The following is a 20076-nucleotide window of genomic DNA, read 5'->3' as shown; positions in this document are numbered from 1 at the left end:
GCCCGGGACCGGCGCCGTTCAGGCGAACCTGACGGGCAACGCGCGTGACGGCGCCCCGGCGGGTCGAGTACTGACCCGTGGAGCTGCCGTCGATCCCCCCGATGCTCGCCACCCCCGGCGCCCTGCCGCCCGCCGGGCAGGACGCGCGCTGGGCCTACGAGACCAAGCAGGACGGGCAGCGCGTGGTGGTCTACCTGCCCGGCGACGGGAGCGTCCTGCTGCGTGCCCGCTCCGGCCAGGACATCACCCCCGCCTATCCGGAGCTGGCGCCGCTCGCCACCGCGCTCGGCCGGACCCCCGCCGTGCTGGACGGGGAAGTGCTGGCGCTGGACGAACAGGGCCGTGCCGACTTCCAGTTGCTCCAGTCCCGGATGGGCCTCGCGCACACCCCGGTCCGGGCGGCGCACCGGGCGGCGAAGGTTCCCGTCCACCTGGTGCTGTTCGACGCCCTGCACCTGGCGGGCCGCTCCCTGCTGCGCCTGCCCTACACCGGCCGCCGTGAGCTGCTCACGGACCTCGGGCTGAACGGGCCGTCGTGGTCGACCCCGGCCGCGCTGGTCGGGCACGGCGCACAGGCCCTGCGGGCCACTCGCGAGCACGGTCTGGAGGGGCTGGTGTGCAAGCGGCTGGACTCGGTGTACGAGCCCGGGGTCCGCTCCCGGGCCTGGATCAAGATCCGCAACATGCGCAGCGAGGACGTCGTGGTCGGCGGCTGGCTGCCCGGCAAGGGGCGGCTCGGCGGCCTCCCCGGGGCCGTCCTGGTCGGCCAGCGCGCCGCGGGCCGGCTGCGCTACGTCGGCGGGGTCGGCACCGGCTGGAGCGCGGGCGAGCGCACCGAGCTGGCCGCGCTGCTGGCGGCCGCCGCGAGTGACGTCTGCCCCTTCGACCCGGTGCCGCGGGTTCCGGGGGCGCGCTGGGTCGTGCCCCGGCTGGTCGGCGAGGTCCGCTACAGCACCCGCACCCGGGAGGGCATGCTCCGCCAGCCGTCCTGGCTCCGGCTCCGCCCGGACCTGGCGCCCGAGGAGTCGGCCGCGGACCTTCCGGACGACCTGGTGTGAGCGGGTGAGTCCGGGTCAGGTGTTGGGCCATCCTTCACCGCGGTGACGCCCGTGCGCCCTTGGCGCGGGAGTGAAAAGGGGGCACCCTGAACTCCCCTTCCCCCCACAGCCGTTGGGCTGCGCCAGCCCGAGGAGGACGCGATGTCCCCGCGTACCACCGCGACGCCCCGCCGGAGATGGCTCACCGTGCCGCTCGGTGCCCTCGCCCTCGTCGTCGCCTTTCCCGCCACCGCCTTCGCCGCCCCGCCCCCGGGGCTGCCCGGCAACGCCGACGGCCTGGAGCGGATGTACCAGCCCGCCTACGACTACGACACCGACGGCTGCTATCCCACACCGGCCATCGGCGCCGACGGAGCGGTCAACGGCGGACTGAACCCGACCGGCGCGCTCAACGGCAACTGCCGGGACGCCTCCGACCTGGACAACACCAACGGCTACGCGCGCGCCAAGTGCGACGGCGACTGGTGCGCCTACATGTACGGCCTCTACTTCGAGAAGGACCAGGCGCTGCCCGGGACGAGCCTGGGCGGCCACCGGCACGACTGGGAGCACGTGGTGGTGTGGGTGAAGGACACCGCCGTGCAGTACGTGTCGACGTCCAACCACGGTTCGTTCAGCGTGCACGAGCGCTCCGCCGTCCGCTTCGACGGCACCCACCCGAAGATCGTCTACCACAAGGACGGCATCAGCACCCACTGCTTCCGCCTGGCGACCTCGGGCGACGAGCCGCCGGAGAACCACGAGGGCGCCTGGCAGTACCCGGCCCTGGTGGGCTGGAACGGCTATCCGGCGGGCCTGCGCGACAAGCTGAGCGCCTACGACTTCGGCAGCGCCAACTTCGGCCTCAAGGACGGGAGCTTCGCCTCCCACCTGGCCGCCGCCAAGCCCGCCGGCATTCCCTTCGACCCGAACGCCTGACCCTGCCGGGGGCGGACAGTGGGCCGGTCGGGCGAAGCGGTCGGTCCGGGCTCCCCCGGAGCACTATCGTGTCCGCATGTCCGCCCCCGAGCTCATCCGCATCGTCTCCCGCGACTCCCCCATGGCGCTGGCTCAGGTCGAGCGCGTCCGGGCCGAGTTGACCGCCCTCCACCCCGGCGTCCGCACCGAGGTCGTACCGGTGCGGACCACCGGCGACAAGTGGCTCGGGGACCTGTCCCAGGTGGAGGGCAAGGGCGCGTTCACCAAGGAGGTCGACGCCGCCCTGCTGTCGGGCGAGGCCGATCTCGCGGTGCACTGCGTCAAGGACGTGCCGGCCGACCGGCCGCTGCCCGCCGGTACGGTCTTCGCCGCGTTCCTGAAGCGGGACGACGTGCGCGACGCGCTCGTCCACCCGGGCGGGCTCACCCTGGACGAGCTGCCGGACGGGACGCGCGTCGGCACGTCCTCCGTGCGCCGTGTCGCGCAGCTGGCCGCCACCCACCCGCACCTGCGGTGCGTTCCCTTCCGCGGCAACGCCAACCGGCGGCTGGCGAAGCTCGCCGCGGGCGAGGCGGACGCGCTGCTGCTCGCCGTCTCCGGACTGGAGCGCATCGGCCGGGCCGACGTGATCAGCGAGGTCCTCTCCCCCGAGACGATGATGCCGCCGATCGGCGCGGGCATCCTCGCCCTGCAGTGCCGCGAGGGCGACGGTGCGCTGATCGAGGCGGTCAGCGCCCTCGGCGACCCGCGCACGCACCGGGAGGCGACGGCGGAGCGCATGTTCCTGCACGTCCTGCAGGGGCACTGCAACAGCCCGATCGCCGGACACGCGCACGTGGACCGCAGCGGTGAACTCTCGCTGCGGGCCTGCGTGTTCACCCCCGACGGCAAGGTCCGGCTGAACGCGCACGAGTGGGCCGGCCGCCTGGATCCGGCGACCTTGGGCACGTCGGTGGCGGTGGCCCTGCTGCGGCAGGGCGCCCGGGAGATCATCGACGGCATCGCGCACTGAGGGCGGCCGCCCGGCGGGTCAGGCGGAGCCCTCCTCCGACTGGCCCCGCAGGAACGCGCTCACCTGGTGTACGAGGCCGTCCTCCCGCACCCCGCCGCACGGGGCGGCGCCGGCGCCGTCGGGCAGGCCGAGAGCACCGCTCCACAGCCGGCGGTCGGCCCACTCCTCGTCCACCCTCAGCTGCACCTGGACGTCGACCTGGCTCAGGCTCGCCTCCGGCCCGGCCGCGTAGAGCACTGCGGTGGCCCGGCGCAGCGGGTAGACGTCGAAGCCCTCGATGAACTGGGAGTTGCGCCAGTCGAGGAAGGCGCTCTCCCCGTCGGGGCCGATCCGCACGTCGATCTGGCCGTCCTCCAGATGGATGCCGAGGTGCCGCCCGCCCCGGTTCTCGACGGTCACCCGGACCCGGAAGTACGTCAGCCCCTCGGCGGCGTCGTCGCGGCCACGGGGCGGCTCGGCCGGCTCAAGACGGTGGACGCGGACCCGCAGGCCGGCGTGCTCGTCGTACTCCTGCCAGTCCCCGACCACGTTCGGCTCGTACACGGTGCCCCTCTCGACCTCTCGACGCTGCTTCCTATCCGTACGCTCAGCGCACTGTCAAATGAGCGGAATGCGCTGTGGCCAGGGGCTTCGTCCCTTTTGATCGGCGATCAAGCGCTGCCCAGGGACGATCCGCCGGCGCCGGTCCGCGCGATCACCGGGAGCGTGCCGCACATCACGTCCCGCGACGGGGCGGCCGCACCGGTCACCGGTACGCAGCCGTTCGAGTGGCCGTTCGGGGGATTCGCGCTCAGTATCCATATATACGAGGACTTGCCAGCACCCCTGCTGAGGGAGGTGCGCGTGATGCGTGTCGCCGGCAGAACCCAGCCCCACCCGCACGACGACGCCCCCGACACGGCCGCGGCGTTCGAACGGCTCGCCGGGCTGCCCGAGGGACCGGAGCGCAAGGCGCTGCGGGACGAACTGATCCGGGTCTGGCTGCCCATGGCGGAGCGGATCGCCGTCCGCTTCCGGGGCCGCGGCGAGAACCTGGAGGATCTCTATCAGGTGGCGGCCCTCGGCCTGGTCAAGGCCGTCGACCACTACGACCCGGAACGCGGCCACGCCTTCGAGGCGTACGCCGTGCCGACCGTGACCGGCGAGATCAAACGGCACTTCCGCGACCACATGTGGACGCTGCACGTGCCGCGCCGGATCCAGGACCTGCGCAACCGGGTCCGCAGATCGGCGAAGGAGCTGGCGCAGACCACGCCGGGGCGCGCCCCGACCGTCGAGGAGATCGCCGAGCACGCGCAGCTGACCACCGTCGAGGTACGCACCGGCATGGAGGCCCTGGAGTGCTTCTCGGCCCTGTCGCTGGAGGCGGAGATGCCCGGCACCGACGGGTACGCCCTCGGCGACGCGCTGGGCGGCCCCGATCCCGCCTTCGACGCGGTGGTGGACCGGGTGGCCGTCCGGCCCTGTCTGGAGGCGCTGCCCGAGCGCGAACGCACCATCCTCTACCTGCGCTTCTTCGGCGGGATGACGCAGAGCCGCATCGCCCAGCAGCTCGGCATCTCCCAGATGCACGTCTCCCGGCTGCTCACCGGCTGCTTCGACCGGATACGCGAGGAGATCCTGGCGGAGGCCCGCTGAGCCCGGGCCGCCCCAGGCGGTCCTCCAGGGCGGCCAGGATCTCCGTCGGTATCACTCCGGCGCGCCCCCAGATGAGTATCGCTTCCGCCACATTGCGGAGTTTGATGTTCGTATGCTGGGAAATTTCCTTCAGGACGATCCACCCCTCGTCCGGCGTCACCCCGCCGAGGGCGATGACCACCCCGATGGCCTGGTCGACGACGGCGTGCGAGACGACCGCCTCCTTGAGCTGCCGGACCTCCTCCTGCAGCCGGAAGATCTGGTCCACGTCGCTGGGGGGCACGGTCATCTCCGGGCCTCCGTCCCGGCCGGCCCCGCGCTGCCGCGCCACTGGGCCGTCCGGGGCGGGCGCGCCACCGTTTCGGCGCCACCTGCGGGGTACTCGCCAGGCGCCCGCCGCACTCCCGGCCGGACACTGGTGTGGAGCCGGTGGCTGCCGGTGGACGAGACCAGGACACGACTGCCATGAACCACGACACGACCTCCTCCACCCGTGGGGAAAGTCTCCTGTCCACGCACTCCGTGTACGGGGCACCCTGCTGGGTGAGCCTCACCAGCCGTGATCTGAAGGCCACCGAGGAGTTCTACTCGGCGGTGCTGGGCTGGCGGTGGCGGCCCGCCCGGCTGGGCGAACCCTTCCGGATGGCCCTGGCCGACGGGGTGCCGGTGGCCGGGATCGCCGCCGTCGCCGCCATGTGGCAGATGGCGGTGGCGTGGACGCCGTACTTCGCCGTGCGCAGTGCCGACGAGGCCGTGTCGCGCGTGCAGGAGCGCGGCGGCACCGCCGCGGTCGGGCCGATCTCCCTGCCGCCGGGGCGGGCGGCCCTGCTCGCCGACCGGGACGGCGCGACGTTCGGCATCTGGGAGGGCGAGCTGTTCGCGGACTGGGACGCCTGGCGCACCAAGCGCCCCGCCTTCATCCGGCTGCACACCCGTGACGCCTTCGACGCCGCGATCTTCTACGGCGAGATCTTCGAGTGGGCGTCGGGGCAGGGCTGCTGCGAGGTCCGGTACGAGGGTGACGAGGTGGTCCTGCGCCACGAGGGCGAGGTCGTGGCCCGCATCGAGTCGGGAGCGCTGGGAGCGGCTCCGGACCCGGCCGTCCGGCCGCACTGGCAGGTCCACTTCGCGGTCGAGGACGTCACGGCCTGCGCCCGTACCGCGGAGCGGCACGGCGGCAGCGTGCTCTCGCTGAGCCCGGACGAGGCGGTGCTCCGGGACGCCGACGGCGCGCAGTTCACGGTGACCGCGCGCCGCCTCGGCAGCTGATCTCACCGGCTCACCGGCCGGTGCGGGAGGGCCGGGAGAGCAGCACGAGACTGCGCTGCTCGACGGTCAGCCGGGTGCCCGCCTTGTGTTCGGCCTCGTCGGGGACGCCGTCCGGGTCGGCGGTGTCGACCAGGGCCGTCCAGCGTTCGCCGTAGCCGGCGTCGGGCAGCCGGAAGTCGGCCGGCTCCCAGTGGCTGTTGAGCAGCAGCAGGAAGGAGTCGTCGACCACGGGCCGGCCGCGGGGGTCGGGTTCGGCGATGGCGTCGCCGTTGAGGAAGACCCCGACGGTGTGCGCGTCGGAGCGCTGCCAGTCGTCGTCGGTCATCTCCCGCGCGTCGGGCAGCAGCCACACCAGGTCCGGCAGCGGCTGGTCGGCGTGGGTGACGGTCTCCCCGCGGAAGAAGCGGCGCCGGCGCAGCACCGGGTGGTCGGCGCGCAGCGCGATCAGGCGCCGGACGAAGTCCAGCAGGGCGCGCTGCTCGTCGCCGAGTCGCCAGTCGATCCAGGAGATCTCGTTGTCCTGGCAGTAGGCGTTGTTGTTGCCCCGCTGGGTGCGGCCCAGTTCGTCGCCGTGGCAGAGCATCGGGATGCCTTGGGAGAGCAGGAGCGTGGCGAGGAAGTTGCGCTGCTGGCGACCGCGCAGTTCCCGGACGGCAGGGTCCCTGGTGTCGCCCTCCACGCCGCAGTTCCAGGACCGGTTGTGGCTCTCGCCGTCCCGGTTGTCCTCGCCGTTCGCCTCGTTGTGCTTGTCGTTGTACGAGACGAGGTCGCGCAGCGTGAAGCCGTCGTGCGCGGTGACGAAGTTGACGCTGGCGCGAGGGCGGCGGCGGCTGTGCTGGTACAGGTCGGAGGAGCCGGTCAACCGGGAGGCGAACTCGCCGAGGGTGTGCTCCCCCGCACGCCAGAAGTCCCGTACGGCGTCGCGGTACTTGCCGTTCCACTCCGACCACAGCTGCGGGAAGTTGCCCACCTGGTAGCCGCCCTCGCCGACGTCCCAGGGCTCGGCGATCAGCTTGACCCGGCTGATCACCGGGTCCTGCTGGATCAGGTCGAAGAACGCGGAGAGCCGGTCCACCTCGTGGAACTGCCGGGCGAGGGTGGCCGCGAGGTCGAAGCGGAAGCCGTCGACGTGCATCTCGGTGACCCAGTACCGCAGCGAGTCCATGATGAGCTGGAGGACATAGGGGTGGCGCATCAGCAGGCTGTTGCCGGTGCCGGTGGTGTCGTAGTAGTGCTGCCAGTCGCCGTCCACCAGGCGGTAGTACGAGGCGTTGTCGATGCCGCGGAAGGAGAGGGTGGGGCCCTTCTCGTTGCCCTCGGCGGTGTGGTTGTAGACCACGTCGAGGATCACCTCGAGGCCGGCCTCGTGCAGGGTCTTGACCATCGACTTGAACTCGCTGACCTGCTGGCCGCGGGTGCCCAGGGCGGCGTAGCCGTTGTGCGGCGCGAAGAAGCCGATGGTGTTGTAGCCCCAGTAGTTGGACAGGCCGCGGTCCTGGAGCACGCCGTCGTGGACGAACTGGTGCACCGGCATGAGCTCCACGGCGGTCACGCCGAGGGAGGTCAGGTGCTCCACGACCGCCGGGTGGGCGAGGCCCGCGTAGGTGCCGCGCAGTTCCTCGGGCACGCCGGGGTGGGTGCGGCTGAGGCCGCGCACGTGGGCCTCGTAGATGACACTCTCCGAGTACGGGCGCCGGGGCGGGCGGTCGTCGCCCCAGTCGAAGAACGGGTCGGTGACCACGCCGAGCATGGTGTGCCCGGCGCTGTCGCCCGGGTCGGCCTTGCCCCTGGCCCGCTCGAAGAGGGAGGCGTGGTTGTCCACCAGCCCGTCCACGGCGCGGGCGCAGGGGTCGAGGAGCAGCTTCGCCGGGTTGCAGCGGTGGCCGACGGCCGGGGCCCACGGGCCGTGGACCCGGTAGCCGTAGCGCTGCCCCGGGCCGACGCCGGGCAGGTAGCAGTGCCAGACGAAGCCGTCGACGTCGGGCAGCGGGATGGTGCTGTGGTTGCCGTCGTCGTCGACGAGCACGAGGTCGACCCGCTCGGCGACCTCGCTGAACAGGGCGAAGTTGGTGCCCTGCCCGTCGTACGCGGCCCCCAGGGGGTAGGGGTGCCCGCTCCACACGGGCGACCCCTTCCAGTTCGGCCTGGCGCGGGTCACCGGGCCTCCTCCAGAACGCCGCTGCCCGTACGTGCCCAGCCGGCCGCCTGCGCCACCGGCATGATCTCGCGCGGCACTTCCAGCCCCTCCTGGGTGATCGGCTCGGGCTCGGTCGCCACCAGCGGGACGCGTTCGCCGGCCCGGGCGCGGCGCGAGAACCAGATGACCTTGGCTCCGGTGTCGGTGGCGCAGCAGCCCCAGCCGTCACTGTTGGCGGCGAGGTGCTGCAGACAGGTGCGCAGGTCGTGGTCGGGACGGAGCGCCTGGTCGTTGCCCCCTACGGCCGTGATGAGGTGCTGGTGGTTCCACCACATCTCGATCGACGTGTTCTTGTCGCTCGCGTGCTCGTCGATCGCCAGCAGCAGCATCTCGGCGCCCGAGCAGACGGGTTCGACGAGGTTCTCCAGGTTCCAGAACCGGAGGTGAGCGGCCAGGATGCGCCTGACCTGTCCGACCCGTTCCGGGCTCACTTCCACGTCGAGGTGGTAGTAGCAGGGCACTGCGGTCTTCATCGTCGTGGCTCCTCACCGCGAAGGCTCTCGCTCCTCCTCGTCCCTTGGGGGACGGGCTCCCCGATCACGAAGCGTGAGCGCTGATCGCTTCTGAGTCACTCCAGAGTGGGAGCGGTAGTCCATTCGTGCAACACGAGCAGTTCGGGGCCGGAATCCGGGCGGGAACGGGCGACGAAAAGCGGTTGAAGATCCAACAAGACGGGGCGTGACCACCCGTGCACCATGTGTGAAGAACTCGATCGTCCAGATCCCGAACGCTGAGATCCCGAACGCTCAGATCCCGATCGTCCAGAACCCGATCGTCCGTACCACCGGACCGTCCGGAAGGTGACCGGCCATGCTGCTCCCCGCGAAGAGCGAAGTCGCCCGGCAGCTGCGGCATTACCGCGCCTGGGAACGCTCGATGCTGGCGTCCCCGACGGACGTCACCGTCCGGACCACCTTCGAGGACTCCGGATACACCCTCTGCGTGCTGATGGGGAAGCGGTGCGCACGCGAGGCGGCGGACGCCGCCGAACGGTATCTGCGGACGCACCTGGTCACCCATGCGCAGGAACAGCCGGAGCGGCTCGCGCCGGCGGGGCACAAGGCCCCCTCCGGCGCGGCCTGACCCGATCGGCCCAACCCAACCGGCCGGGCCCCGCGCCCGGCCACGAGCACGGCGGAGGTGAGATGCGGATGAGCGCGACCGTGGGGATCGGACGTATCCCGGTCCGGGATGTCCAGCCGGTGGTGGAGTACGGCAGGCGTCCGGCGAAGGCGGTGACGGGAGAGACGTTCGAGGTCACCGCCACCGTGTTCCGGGAGGGGCACGACGCCGTGGCCGCCAACGTCGTGCTCAAGGATCCCGAGGGCCGGCCGGGACCCTGGACGCCGATGCGGGAGCTGGCCCCGGGCACCGACCGCTGGGGCGCCGAGGTCACCCCGGACGCGCCGGGCAACTGGACGTACCGGGTGGAGGCGTGGAGCGACCCCGTCGCCACCTGGCGGCACACCGCGCGGATCAAGGTCCCGGCCGGTATCGACGCCGGTCTCGTGCTCGAGGAGGGGGCCGAGCTGTACCGGCGGGCCGCCGCGGGAGTGCCGAAGGGCTCCGGTCGGGACGTGCTGCTGAGCGTCGCGACCGCTCTGCTCGACGACGCGCTGCCCGTGGCCACCCGGCTGGCGGCGGCGTTGACGCCCCAGGTGGACGCGGTCCTGGCCCGCCACCCCCTGCGCGACCTGCTCACCTCCTCCGACCCGCTGCCCCTGCTCGTCGAACGCGAACGCGCCCTCTACGGCGCCTGGTACGAGTTCTTCCCCCGCTCCGAAGGCACCCCCGACACCCCGCACGGCACCTTCCGCACCGCCGCCCGCCGCCTGCCCGCCATCGCCGCCATGGGCTTCGACGTCGTCTACCTCCCCCCGGTCCACCCCATCGGCACCACCCACCGCAAAGGCCGCAACAACACCCTCTCCGCCACCCCCGACGACGTCGGCGTCCCCTGGGCCATCGGCTCCCCCGAAGGCGGCCACGACACCGTCCACCCCGCCCTCGGCACCCTCGACGACTTCGACCACTTCGTGCGCGAAGCCCGGAAACTGGGCCTGGAGATCGCCCTCGACTTCGCCCTCCAGTGCTCCCCCGACCACCCCTGGGTCCACAAACACCCCGAGTGGTTCCACCACCGCCCCGACGGCACCATCGCCCACGCCGAGAACCCGCCCAAGAAATACCAGGACATCTACCCCATCGCCTTCGACACCGACCCCGACGGACTCCACACCGAGACCGTACGGATCCTGCGCCACTGGATGGACCACGGCGTACGCATCTTCCGCGTCGACAACCCCCACACCAAACCCGTCGCCTTCTGGGAACGCGTCATCGCCGACATCAACACCACCGACCCCGACGTCATCTTCCTCGCCGAGGCCTTCACCCGCCCCGCGATGATGGCGGCCCTCGCCCAGATCGGCTTCCAGCAGTCCTACACCTACTTCACCTGGCGCAACACCAAACAGGAACTCACCGAGTACCTGGAGGAACTGTCCGGCGAGGCGGCGGCGTACATGCGGCCCAACCTCTTCGCCAACACCCCCGACATCCTGCACGCCTACCTCCAGCACGGCGGCCGCCCCGCCTTCGAGGTCCGCGCCGTCCTCGCCGCCACCCTCTCCCCCACCTGGGGCATCTACAGCGGCTACGAACTCTGCGAGAACACCCCCCTGCGCGAAGGCAGCGAGGAATACCTCGACAGCGAGAAGTACCAGCTCAAACCCCGCGACTGGACCACCGCCGCCCGCGAGGGCACCACCATCGCCCCCCTCATCACCAAGCTCAACACCATCCGGCGCGAGCACCCCGCGCTGCACCGGCTCAGGAACCTCCGCTTCCACCACACCGACAACGACGCGCTCATCGCGTACAGCAAGCGCGTGGGAGACGACGTCGTCCTGGTGGTCGCCAACCTCGATCCGCATCGCACCCAGGAGGCCACGATCTCGCTCGACATGCCGCAGCTCGGCCTGGACCGGCACGCCTCCGTGCCGGTCCACGACGAACTCACCGGCCGGACCTACCACTGGGGCCGGACGAACTACGTGCGGCTCGAGCCCGGCCGGGCTCCTGCCCACGTCTTCCACGTCCGGCGTCCGTCCGCTGCCGCCGCGCCGCAGAACGGAGGGTCAGGAGCCTCATGACCGTCAACGAGCCCGTGCCGGACACCTTCGAGGACACCCCCGCGGGGGACCGGCACCCGGACTGGTTCAAACGAGCCGTCTTCTACGAGGTCCTCGTCCGCTCCTTCCAGGACAGCAACGGCGACGGCGTCGGTGATCTCAAGGGCCTGACCGCCAAGCTGGACTACCTGCAATGGCTGGGCGTGGACTGCCTGTGGCTCCCGCCCTTCTTCAAGTCGCCCCTGCGCGACGGCGGCTACGACGTCTCCGACTACACCGCCGTCCTGCCCGAGTTCGGCGATCTCGCCGACTTCGTCGCCTTCGTCGACGCGGCCCACCAGCGCGGCATCCGCGTGATCATCGACTTCGTCATGAACCACACCAGCGACCAGCACCCGTGGTTCCAGGAGTCCCGCAAGAACCCGGACGGCCCGTACGGCGACTACTACGTCTGGGCCGACGACGACACCCGGTACGCCGACGCCCGGATCATCTTCGTCGACACCGAGGCGTCCAACTGGACCTACGACCCGGTCCGCGGCCAGTACTACTGGCACCGGTTCTTCTCCCACCAGCCGGACCTCAACTACGAGAACCCGGCCGTGCAGGAGGAGATGCTCGCCGCCCTGAAGTTCTGGCTGGACCTGGGCGTGGACGGCTACCGTCTCGACGCCGTGCCCTACCTGTACGCCGAAGAGGGCACCAACTGCGAGAACCTGCCCGCCTCCCACGCGTTCCTCAAGCGGGTGCGCCGCGAGATCGACGCGCAGTACCCGGACACCGTGCTGCTGGCCGAGGCCAACCAGTGGCCGGAGGACGTGGTCGACTACTTCGGCGACTACGCCGCGGGCGGCGACGAGTGCCACATGGCCTTCCACTTCCCCGTCATGCCCCGCATCTTCATGGCGGTCAGAAGGGAGTCCCGCTACCCGGTCTCGGAAATCCTCGCCAAGACGCCCGCGATCCCGTCCGGCTGCCAGTGGGGCATCTTCCTGCGCAACCACGACGAGCTGACCCTGGAAATGGTCACCGACGAGGAACGCGACTACATGTACGCGGAGTACGCCAAGGACCCGCGCATGCGCGCCAACATCGGCATCCGCCGGCGGCTCGCCACCCTGCTGGACAACGACCGCGACCAGATCGAGCTGTTCACGGCGCTGCTCCTCGCCCTTCCGGGATCCCCGATCCTCTACTACGGCGACGAGATCGGCATGGGCGACAACATCTGGCTCGGCGACCGCGACGCCGTGCGCACCCCGATGCAGTGGACGCCCGACCGCAACGCCGGCTTCTCGACCTGTGACCCGGGCCGCCTCTACCTGCCCGCGATCATGGACCCGGTCCACGGCTACCAGGTGACGAACGTCGAGGCCTCGATGGCCTCGCCCTCCTCGCTGCTGCACTGGACCCGGCGCATGATCGAGATCCGCAAGCAGAATCCCGCCTTCGGCCTGGGCACCTACACCGAGCTGCCCTCCTCCAACCCGGCGGTGCTGGCCTTCCTGCGCGAGTACGAGGACGACCTGGTGCTGTGCGTGAACAACTTCGCGCGGTTCGCCCAGCCCACCGAGCTGGACCTGCGCGAGTTCGCCGGACGCCATCCGGTCGAGCTGTTCGGCGGGGTCCGCTTCCCCGCCATCGGTGAACTGCCGTACCTGCTGACCCTCGGGGGCCACGGCTTCTACTGGTTCCGGCTCACCCGAGTCGCATCCCGCATCGGCCGCCGCGCTTGAGCGTGGGCCGAGGAAAGGACGCGTCACCATGCCGAAGACCGCACCCCTGCGCCCCAGACGCAGGCAGCTCGCCGAGCCGATGGCGTCGCTCGGCGAGTTGCTGCGCCAGTGGCTGCCGCGCCAGCGCTGGTTCGCGGGCAAGGACCGGCCCGTGGCCGAGCTGGGTCTGCTGTCGATGACCGAACTGTTCCCGGGCTGTCTGCACCTCCTGGTGCACACCGGGCAGGGCTCCGTGCCCTCCCCGGGCGGCGTTCCCCCGGCCGGGGACTGCTACCAGCTGCTCCTCGGCGTGCGCGAGCAGCCCGCGCCGCGGCTGGGCCGGGCCGTCATCGGGCAGGTGCAGGACGGGCCGCTGGCCGGGCGGACGGTCTACGACGCGCTGCACGACCCCCGGACCGCCCAGCTGCTCCTGGAACGGCTCCGGCACCCGGGCAAGGCGGGCCCCCTGCGCTTCGAGGCCGACCCCGCGCGGCCGGTGCCCGGCGGTCTCGCGCCGCGGCTGCTGGACGCCGAGCAGTCCAACTCCTCGCTGATCTACGGCGACGAGTTCATCCTGAAGCTGTTCCGCCGCATCCAGCCCGGCGTCAACCCCGACCTGGAGGTGCCGGACGCGCTGGCCCGGCAGGGCTGCGGCCGGGTGCCGGCGCCGGTGGCCTGGATGCGCACGACCCATCCGTACGGGGCGACGCTCGGCGTGCTCCAGCCGTTCCTGCACGGCGCCTCCGACGGCTGGACCCTGTCCCTCAACGCGCTCGCCGCCGGGGACGAGTTCACCGTGCGGGCCCACGAGCTGGGGCAGGCGATGGGTGACGTGCACCTCGCGCTGGCCTCCGCCTTCCCGGTCGGCGCTCCCGGCGAGAACGGCCGCACGGCGGCGGCGATGACCGAGCGGCTGACCGCGGCGGCGCACTGCGTACCGGCGCTGCAGCCCTTCGTCCCCGGCCTGCGGGCGGCCTTCGCGGCATTGTCCACCTGCGACTCGGGACCGCCCGCCCAGCGCATCCACGGCGACCTGCACCTCGGTCAGGTGCTGCGGGCCGGCCGGGACTGGTTCGTCATCGACTTCGAGGGCGAGCCCTCGCGTCCACTGGCCGAGCGGCGCAGCGCCCACTCCCCCGTGCGGGACATCGCGGGGATGCTGCGTTCCTTCGACTACGCAGCCCGGCAGCGCCGGCCGTGGCGCCCGGAGTGGGCGCGCCGCTGCCGGGAGGCGTTCTGCGCGGGCTACGCCGCCCGCGCCGGGTGGGACCCCCGTAAGAAGCACGGCCTGCTGCGCGCCTACGAGACCGACCGTGCCGTGTATGAGGTGCTGTACGAGGCCCGGCACCGCCCCGACTGGCTTCCCGTACCCATGGCGGCGATCGAACGACTCGCCGTGAGAGGAGACTGACCCGTGGCCCTCCGCGACACCTCGATCCCCGAGCCGTCCGGTCCCGTCGCACCCGCACCCGGTGTGTGCGCGACCGCGCCGCCCCTGGACCCCACCGACCGGGGGCGCCTGCTGGCGGGCGCCCACCACGACCCGCACGCCCTGCTCGGCGCCCACCCGGTGCCCGGCGGCATCGCCTTCCGGGCGCTGCGTCCCTTCGCCCGCGAGGTGGGTGTGGTCGTGGACGGTGAGCGCCACGCCCTCGCGTCGGAGGAGGACGGCCTGTTCTCCGGTGTCCTGCCGCTAGCCGGGGTCCCGGCGTACACGCTGGTGGTGGCGTACGCCGAGGGCGAGGCGCAGGAGACGCACGACCCGTACCGCTTCCTGCCCGCCCTCGGCGAGCTGGACCTGCACCTGATCGGCGAGGGCCGGCACGAACAGCTGTGGCAGGCGCTCGGTGCCGAGCCGATGACGCACGAGGGCGTCACCGGCACCCGGTTCACCGTGTGGGCGCCCAACGCCCAGGGGGTGCGGGTCGCCACCGACTTCACACACTGGGACGGCACCGCGTTCCCGATGCGTTCGCTCGGTTCGTCCGGGGTGTGGGAGCTGTTCCTGCCCGGCGTCGGCGAGGGCACCCGGTACAAGTTCGAGATCCACTCCCGCTACGGGCACCGGTTCCTGAAGGCCGACCCGATGGCCCGCGCGGCCGAGGAGCCGCCGAACACCGCGTCCGTGGTGACCGCCTCGCGCTACGAGTGGAGCGACGCGGAATGGATGCGGACCCGGGCCGACACGCCTGTGCACGAGGCGCCGTTCTCGGTGTACGAGGTGCACCTGCCGTCCTGGCGGCCCGGGCTGACCTACCGCGAGCTGGCCGAGGAGCTGCCCGCCTACGTCAAGGACCTGGGCTTCACCCACGTCGAGCTGATGCCGGTCGCGGAGCACCCCTACGGGCCGTCCTGGGGCTACCAGGTCACCGGCTTCTACGCGCCGACCGCGCGCCTCGGCTCCCCGGACGACTTCCGCTTCCTGGTCGACGCGCTGCACCGGGCCGGCATCGGCGTGATCATGGACTGGGTGCCGGCGCACTTCCCGAAGGACGACTGGGCACTGGGCCGCTTCGACGGCGACCCGCTGTACGAGCCCGGGGACTCCCGGCGCGCGGAGCACCCGGACTGGGGCACGTACACCTTCGACTTCGCGCGGACCGAGGTGCGCAACTTCCTCGTGGCGAACGCCGTGTACTGGTGCGAGGAGTTCCACATCGACGGCCTGCGCGTGGACGCGGTCGCCTCGATGCTGTACCTCGACTACTCGCGCGACTCCGGCCAGTGGGAGCCCAATCAGTACGGCGGCCGGGAGGACCTGGCGGCCATGGCCTTCCTCCAGGAGATGAACGCGACCGTCTACCGGCGCTGCCCGGGCGTGGTGACCATCGCCGAGGAGTCGACCGCGTGGGGCGGGGTGACCCGGCCGACCGACACCGGCGGGCTCGGCTTCGGCCTGAAGTGGAACATGGGCTGGATGCACGACTCGCTGGAGTACGTCGCCCACGAACCGGTGCACCGCAAGTACCACCACCACGAGATGACCTTCTCGATGGTGTACGCGTACAGCGAGAACTACGTGCTGCCGATCTCCCACGACGAGGTGGTGCACGGCAAGCAGGCGCTGGTGTCGAAGATGCCGGGCGACTGGTGGCAGCGGCGGGCGAACGTGCGCGCCTACCTGGGCTTCATGTGGGCGCACCCGGGCAAGCAGTTGCTGTTCATGGGCCAGGAGTTCGCGCAGGGTGCCGAGTGGTCGGAGAAGCAGGGCCCCGAATGGTGGCTGCTCGACGAGGGGTACCACTCGGCGGGCGACCACCGCGGGGTGCGGGACCTGGTCCGCGAGCTCAACACCCGCTACGCCCGCACCCCCGCCCTGTGGCAGCGCGACACCGACCCGGCCGGCTTTCGCTGGGTCTCGGTGGACGCGGCCGAGGACAACGTCTTCGCGTTCCTGCGGTACGGCACGGACGGGACTCCGCTGCTGGCGGTGTCGAACTTCTCGCCGGTCGTGCGGCACGACTACGGGCTCGCCGTCGGCGACGAGGCCGTCGCCTGGCAGGAGGTGCTCAACACCGACGCCGAGGAGTACGGCGGCAGCGGCGTGACCAACCCGGACCCGGTGAAGCCGGAGGACGGGAGCGTCCGGATCACGCTGCCCCCGCTGGCGACGGTGTGGCTGATGCCGTACGCCCCGTGAGCCGGCCAGGTGTCCGGCCGGCTGTCCGGGGCAGTCGGTCGGTGGCACCGGCCCACAGAGAGGCGGCATCACGTGCGCACCGTCGGAGTGGAGGAGGAGCTCCTCCTGGTCGATCCCGCGACCGGTGAGCCGCGGGCGCTGTCCGCGGCCGTGCTCGCCCGGGCGTTCCTGGACGGCTCCGGGCAGGACGTCTTCGAGAAGGAGCTGCACGAGCAGATGCTCGAGTTCGCCACCCATCCGCAGGCGGACATGGAGCGGCTGCACGCCGAGATCGTCCGCTGCCGCGAGGAGGCCGGGCGGCATGCCGGAGGGATCGGGTGCGCGGTCGCCGCGCTCGCCACCTCACCGCTGCCGGTGACGCCGTCCATCGGCGTGAACCGGCGCTACGAGTGGATGGCCGAGCAGTACGGTGTCGTGGTCCACGAGCAGCTGGTCCTGGGGTGCCACGTGCACGTCTCGGTCGACTCCGACGAGGAGGGCGTCGCGGTGATCGACCGGGTGCGGCCCTGGCTGCCGGTGCTGGCCGCGCTGAGCGCGAACTCGCCGTTCTGGCAGGGCCGGGACTCCTCGTACAGCAGCTATCGCAGCCGGGTGTGGCAGCGCTGGCCGTCGGCCGGTCCCACGGAGCTGTTCGGCTCGGCGGAGCGCTACCACCGCAGGGTCGCGGACATGCTCGCCACCGGGACGATCCTGGACGACGGGATGGTCTACTTCGACATCCGGCTCTCCCAGCGGTATCCGACGGTCGAGTTCCGGGTCGCCGACGTCTGCCTCGACGCCTCGACGGCCGTCGTCCTCGCCGCGCTCGCCCGGGCGCTGGTCGACACCGCGGCGCGGGAGTGGCGCGGGGGCGCGGAACCGGCCGAGCACAGTGTGAGTCTGCTCCGTCTCGCGGCCTGGCGGGCCGCCCGGTCCGGGCTGACGAGTGAGCTGCTCCACCCGGCGACCATGCGGCGGATGCCGGCCGAGACGGTCGTACGGGACCTGCTGGAACACGCGGGGGAGGCCCTCGCGGCCGCGGGCGACCTGGAACGGGTGCGCGAGGGTGTCGAGGACTTGCTGGGGCACGGCAACGGCGCCCGGGTGCAGCGCGAACTGCTGGCGCGCACCGGCAGCCTGCGGGAGGTCGTCGCCGCGTGCGTGCGCCGTACTCAGGCGGTCTGAGACATCAGTAGATCAGGGCCAGGGCGTAGCCCAGCAGGCCCACCGCGAAGAGCAGCACGACCGCGAGGATCAGGGCCATCGGGCCCTTGGCCCAGCCCTTGGCGGGATTGCTGAGCAGGTCCTGCGGGCCTGCCTCGGGCATGCTGCTCTCCGCCGGCGGGGTCTCCCCGGGCGGCACGCCGCCGCCCGGCTCCAGGCCGGTGCTGAGTCGGGGTTCGGGATCCGGATTCACGTAGGTCATGTACCCCGGGTCCCCCGATCGGGCCGAGATCACCGGGTGGGAACACTTCTGCCGTCCGGGCCCCCCGCCGCCTGCGGCTGGGCTAGCCTCCGAGCACCGTCGACCACGGTGTTCGTCGGCGACGTCACCGTCCGTACACGTCAGGAGCCGGCGCATGCACGACCCCGCACTCGCTCCCCGGGCCGTCCCGTCGCTGACCGGCGGTCTCGCCGACAGCCTCTTCGAGACGGCCGCCCGCACGCCGACCCTGCCGATGCTCGCCCGGCGCCGCGGCCCCGGCTCCACGGCGTGGGACGAGGTGACCGCGGTGGAGTTCCGCGACGAGGTGGTCGACCTGGCCAAGGGCCTGATCGCGAGCGGTATCTCGCCGGGCGACCGGGTCGCGATCCTGGCCCGCACCCGGTACGAGTGGACGGTCTTCAGCTACGCCCTGTGGACGGTGGGCGCCGAGGTCGTGCCGATCTACCCGACCTCCTCACGCGACCAGGTGGAGTGGATCCTGCGGGACGCGGGCTGCGTGGGCGTGCTGGTCGAGGACGAGCAGAACGTGATGACCGTCGGCTCGGTGTGCGCCTCGCTGCCCGCGCTGCGCCACGTCTGGCAGCTGGACGCGGGCGCGCTGGACACGCTGGTGGCGCGCGGCGCGTTCCTCCCGTCCGCCACGGTCGACTCCATGCGCCGCATCGTGCTGCCGGACGCCACGGCGGTGGTGGCCTACACCTCGGGCACCTCCGGGCGCGCGCTGGGCTGTGCGCTGAGCCACCGCGGCCTGGCCGCCCCGTGCGACACGCTGCTCGCCGGCTGGGGTCACACGGTGGCGCCCCCGGGAGAGCAGGGCGCGGTCCTCGCCTACCTGCCCTTCTCGCACGTGTACGGGCTGATGATCCAGAACCTGTGCGTCCGCGGCGGGATCCTCCTGGCCCACGAGCCCGTGCTGACCGGGGAGGCGCTCTCCTCGGCCCTGCGTTCCTTCCGTCCGACGTATCTGTACGCCGTCCCGTCGGTCCTGGAGAAGATCTACAAGAACTTCCTGCGCACGGCACAGCAGGCGGGACACGGCGCCCTGTTCGAGCGGGCCGCGGACACGGCGCGCGACTTCGCCACGGCGCTGGAGCGCCGGCGCCTGGGCAGGGGAACCGGGCCCGGCTTCGACCTGCGCCTCCAGCACGCCCTGTACGAACGGACGGTGTACCGGCGGCTGCGCACCGCGCTGGGCGGCCGGGTGACCCGGGCCACGTCGGGCGGTTCGCCGCTCAGCCGCGAGCTCGCCCTCTTCTACGAGGGCATCGGCGTCTACGTGCACGACGGCTACGGGCTGACGGAGACCAGCGGCGGGCTGACGATGCAGCCGCTGGGCCGGGAGAAGTCGGGCACCGTCGGGCAGCCGCTGCCCGGCATGGAGATCCGGATGGCCGACGACGGGGAGATCCTGGTGCGCGGGCCGTCACTGTTCCAGGGGTACGTCGGCGACGGGACCGCCACCCGCGAGGTGCTGCGCGGCGGCTGGCTGGCCACCGGCGACCTCGGGCACCTGGACGACGAGAACTACCTGGCGATCACCGGCCGCAAGAAGGACGTGATCATCACCAGCGGCGGCAAGAGCGTGGCCCCGGCCGCCCTGGAGCAGCGGCTGCGGATGCACCCGCTGGTCCACCAGGCGGTGCTGGTGGGCGACAACCGGCCCTGCGTCGGTGCGCTGATCACGCTCGACCCGGAGTTCCTGACGCACTGGCGGGCGTCCCTGGCCCTGCCCGGCGACGCCCCGGCCCGGGAGGCACGCGAGGAGAACGCGCTGCGGGAGGAGATCGCCCGGGCCGTGGCCGCGGCCAACAGCGCGGTGTCGCGGTCGGAGTCGATCAGGGTCTTCCGGGTCCTGCCCGCCCCCTTCGACGTGGCGGGCGGACTGCTCACCCCGTCGATGAAACTCCGGCGGGACGAGATCGTACGGACCTACTCCCTGGAGATCGACGCGATGTACGACGCGCGGTCCCACCACCGGCCGGCGCCGCCGCCGCAGGAGCCGGCCCCCTGGGAGGACACGGACAACGTGTTCTTCCGCTGAACCGGCGCCCGTCCCGCCCCCGGCCCGG

The 20076-nt window shown here is 72.1% G+C and carries 17 protein-coding genes; 12 read left to right on the top strand and 5 right to left on the bottom strand.

The annotated features are described in order from the left end of the window. The first annotated feature begins 77 nt into the window (after nt 1–77). The 3 genes from C4J65_RS32690 (at nt 78) to hemC (ending at nt 2988) form a co-directional block, all read left to right on the top strand. Entirely contained in the window at nt 78–1058 is a 981-nt protein-coding gene (locus C4J65_RS32690) for an ATP-dependent DNA ligase (protein ID WP_115745678.1), read from the top strand. A gap of 141 nt (nt 1059–1199) precedes the next feature. Next, nucleotides 1200–1976 (top strand): NPP1 family protein, encoded by a 777-nt coding sequence (locus tag C4J65_RS32685; RefSeq protein ID WP_115745677.1) that lies wholly within the window; start codon nt 1200–1202, stop codon nt 1974–1976. 76 nt (nt 1977–2052) lie between these two features. Next, nucleotides 2053–2988: a hydroxymethylbilane synthase gene (gene hemC / locus C4J65_RS32680; protein ID WP_115745676.1), complete on the top strand. Its 936-nt coding sequence runs from the start codon at nt 2053–2055 to the stop codon at nt 2986–2988. Between the two features lie 18 nt (nt 2989–3006). Here the strand turns inward: hemC and C4J65_RS32675 are convergent, their stop codons facing one another. Then, a complete protein-coding gene (locus C4J65_RS32675) occupies nt 3007–3531 on the bottom strand; it encodes a hypothetical protein (RefSeq protein ID WP_115745675.1) in 525 nt (174 codons plus the stop codon). Nucleotides 3532–3834: 303 nt separating this feature from the next. Between C4J65_RS32675 and C4J65_RS32670 the strand changes: the two genes are divergently transcribed. Next, nucleotides 3835–4626, top strand: coding sequence for a SigB/SigF/SigG family RNA polymerase sigma factor (locus C4J65_RS32670; RefSeq protein ID WP_115746749.1), 792 nt, complete (start codon nt 3835–3837; stop codon nt 4624–4626). Here the strand turns inward: C4J65_RS32670 and C4J65_RS32665 are convergent. Beyond that, nucleotides 4574–4915 carry an ANTAR domain-containing protein gene (locus C4J65_RS32665; RefSeq protein ID WP_115745674.1) on the bottom strand — a complete coding sequence of 114 codons (342 nt, stop codon included), beginning with the start codon at nt 4913–4915 and terminating at the stop codon, nt 4574–4576. The genes C4J65_RS32670 and C4J65_RS32665 overlap by 53 nt on opposite strands. A 176-nt stretch (nt 4916–5091) precedes the next feature. Between C4J65_RS32665 and C4J65_RS32660 the strand changes: the two genes are divergently transcribed. Further along, complete coding sequence (locus C4J65_RS32660) at nt 5092–5895, top strand: VOC family protein (protein WP_162833464.1); 804 nt, start codon at nt 5092–5094, stop codon at nt 5893–5895. A gap of 10 nt (nt 5896–5905) precedes the next feature. Here the strand turns inward: C4J65_RS32660 and glgX are convergent, their stop codons facing one another. Together glgX and C4J65_RS32650 are read right to left on the bottom strand one after the other, a co-directional pair. Then, complete coding sequence (glgX, locus tag C4J65_RS32655; protein WP_115745673.1) at nt 5906–8053, bottom strand: glycogen debranching protein GlgX; 2148 nt, start codon at nt 8051–8053, stop codon at nt 5906–5908. Next, nucleotides 8050–8565 (bottom strand): pep a2, encoded by a 516-nt coding sequence (locus tag C4J65_RS32650; RefSeq protein ID WP_115745672.1) that lies wholly within the window; start codon nt 8563–8565, stop codon nt 8050–8052. The genes glgX and C4J65_RS32650 overlap by 4 nt, the downstream gene beginning before the upstream one ends. A gap of 337 nt (nt 8566–8902) precedes the next feature. Between C4J65_RS32650 and C4J65_RS32645 the strand changes: the two genes are divergently transcribed. The 6 genes from C4J65_RS32645 to C4J65_RS32620 all read left to right on the top strand — a co-directional run bounded on the left by C4J65_RS32645 (nt 8903) and on the right by C4J65_RS32620 (nt 17745). Beyond that, the gene (locus C4J65_RS32645; protein WP_115745671.1) at nt 8903–9175 is read left to right on the top strand and encodes a DUF5133 domain-containing protein; all 273 of its coding nucleotides are present in this window, start codon (nt 8903–8905) and stop codon (nt 9173–9175) included. Between the two features lie 62 nt (nt 9176–9237). Beyond that, a complete protein-coding gene (locus tag C4J65_RS32640) occupies nt 9238–11247 on the top strand; it encodes an alpha-1,4-glucan--maltose-1-phosphate maltosyltransferase (protein WP_115745670.1) in 2010 nt (669 codons plus the stop codon). Further along, on the top strand, nt 11244–12962 hold the full coding sequence (gene treS / locus C4J65_RS32635) for a maltose alpha-D-glucosyltransferase (protein ID WP_115745669.1): 1719 nt from the start codon (nt 11244–11246) through the stop codon (nt 12960–12962). Before C4J65_RS32640 ends, treS begins: the two co-directional genes overlap by 4 nt. Nucleotides 12963–12990: 28 nt before the next feature. Beyond that, entirely contained in the window at nt 12991–14352 is a 1362-nt protein-coding gene (locus C4J65_RS32630) for a maltokinase (protein WP_115745668.1), read from the top strand. A gap of 3 nt (nt 14353–14355) precedes the next feature. After that, nucleotides 14356–16581 carry a 1,4-alpha-glucan branching enzyme gene (gene glgB / locus C4J65_RS32625; RefSeq protein WP_115745667.1) on the top strand — a complete coding sequence of 742 codons (2226 nt, stop codon included), beginning with the start codon at nt 14356–14358 and terminating at the stop codon, nt 16579–16581. A 72-nt stretch (nt 16582–16653) separates the two neighbouring features. Further along, a complete protein-coding gene (locus C4J65_RS32620) occupies nt 16654–17745 on the top strand; it encodes a glutamate--cysteine ligase (RefSeq protein WP_115745666.1) in 1092 nt (363 codons plus the stop codon). Nucleotides 17746–17749: 4 nt separating this feature from the next. On the opposite strand, the gene C4J65_RS32615 is transcribed toward C4J65_RS32620, so the two are convergent. Continuing rightward, the gene (locus C4J65_RS32615) at nt 17750–17986 is read right to left on the bottom strand and encodes a DUF6480 family protein (protein WP_115745665.1); all 237 of its coding nucleotides are present in this window, start codon (nt 17984–17986) and stop codon (nt 17750–17752) included. Between the two features lie 154 nt (nt 17987–18140). On the opposite strand from C4J65_RS32615, the gene C4J65_RS32610 reads away from it, so the two are divergent. Beyond that, a complete protein-coding gene (locus tag C4J65_RS32610) occupies nt 18141–20048 on the top strand; it encodes an AMP-dependent synthetase/ligase (protein WP_115745664.1) in 1908 nt (635 codons plus the stop codon). Nucleotides 20049–20076: the final 28 nt, after the last annotated feature.

Origin of the sequence: Streptomyces sp. CB09001 (assembly GCF_003369795.1) — a bacterium.
GTDB lineage: Bacteria > Actinomycetota > Actinomycetes > Streptomycetales > Streptomycetaceae > Streptomyces.
The sequence above is the reverse complement of the archived record's forward strand: the minus strand, read 5'-3'. Positions and strand labels throughout refer to the sequence as shown.

What these genes read in the sequence shown, in the direction of transcription:
- C4J65_RS32685 (WP_115745677.1), top strand. Translation starts at nt 1,200, where the DNA reads ATGTCCCCGCGTACCACCGCGACGCCCCGCCGGAGATGGCTCACCGTG.
- hemC (WP_115745676.1), top strand. Translation starts at nt 2,053, where the DNA reads ATGTCCGCCCCCGAGCTCATCCGCATCGTCTCCCGCGACTCCCCCATG.
- C4J65_RS32670 (WP_115746749.1), top strand. Translation starts at nt 3,835, where the DNA reads ATGCGTGTCGCCGGCAGAACCCAGCCCCACCCGCACGACGACGCCCCC.
- C4J65_RS32665 (WP_115745674.1), bottom strand. Translation starts at nt 4,915, where the DNA reads ATGACCGTGCCCCCCAGCGACGTGGACCAGATCTTCCGGCTGCAGGAG.
- C4J65_RS32660 (WP_162833464.1), top strand. Translation starts at nt 5,092, where the DNA reads ATGAACCACGACACGACCTCCTCCACCCGTGGGGAAAGTCTCCTGTCC.
- C4J65_RS32650 (WP_115745672.1), bottom strand. Translation starts at nt 8,565, where the DNA reads ATGAAGACCGCAGTGCCCTGCTACTACCACCTCGACGTGGAAGTGAGC.
- C4J65_RS32645 (WP_115745671.1), top strand. Translation starts at nt 8,903, where the DNA reads ATGCTGCTCCCCGCGAAGAGCGAAGTCGCCCGGCAGCTGCGGCATTAC.
- C4J65_RS32640 (WP_115745670.1), top strand. Translation starts at nt 9,238, where the DNA reads ATGCGGATGAGCGCGACCGTGGGGATCGGACGTATCCCGGTCCGGGAT.
- treS (WP_115745669.1), top strand. Translation starts at nt 11,244, where the DNA reads ATGACCGTCAACGAGCCCGTGCCGGACACCTTCGAGGACACCCCCGCG.
- C4J65_RS32630 (WP_115745668.1), top strand. Translation starts at nt 12,991, where the DNA reads ATGCCGAAGACCGCACCCCTGCGCCCCAGACGCAGGCAGCTCGCCGAG.
- C4J65_RS32615 (WP_115745665.1), bottom strand. Translation starts at nt 17,986, where the DNA reads ATGACCTACGTGAATCCGGATCCCGAACCCCGACTCAGCACCGGCCTG.
- C4J65_RS32610 (WP_115745664.1), top strand. Translation starts at nt 18,141, where the DNA reads ATGCACGACCCCGCACTCGCTCCCCGGGCCGTCCCGTCGCTGACCGGC.